This is a genomic window from Lentzea kentuckyensis, from assembly GCF_002150765.1.
Taxonomy (GTDB): domain Bacteria; phylum Actinomycetota; class Actinomycetes; order Mycobacteriales; family Pseudonocardiaceae; genus Lentzea; species Lentzea kentuckyensis.
The window spans coordinates 1-411 of sequence record NZ_MUYM01000243.1; the positions used below are offsets into that span (position 1 = coordinate 1).

Annotated in this window: 1 protein-coding gene; it reads left to right on the top strand. The window is 71.0% G+C overall.

Annotated features, from left to right (window positions below):
* Window positions 1-411, top strand: a 411-nt coding sequence (locus B0F77_RS46375) for a methylmalonyl-CoA mutase family protein (RefSeq protein ID WP_425435849.1), incomplete at both ends; no start/stop codon positions are given.

The window sequence follows — 411 nt, forward strand, 5'->3', positions numbered from 1 at the left end:
CCGGCGAGGAGATCGTCGTCGGCGTCAACAAGTTCGACACCACCGAGCCGTCGCCGCTGCAGGCCGAGGGCGCCAACGCGATCGAGACCATCGACCCGATCGTCGAGATGCACGCGGTCGAGGCGATCCAGCAGTGGCGCGCGTCGCGTGACAACGCCGCGGTCGAGGCGTCTCTGGACGCGTTGCGCGAGGCCGCCAAGACCGACCAGAACCTCGTCGAGGTCACGCTCGCGTGTGCGCGTGCCGGTGTGACGACCGGTGAGTGGTCGCAGGCGTTGCGTGAGACGTTCGGCGAATACCGTGCGCCCACGGGCGTTTCCGGCGCTTCGGCGTCGGGCGAGGCGGGCTCGGAGATCGCGCGCGTGCGCGACCGGGTGCGCGGAACCGGTGAGGAGATCGGCGAGCGGCTGC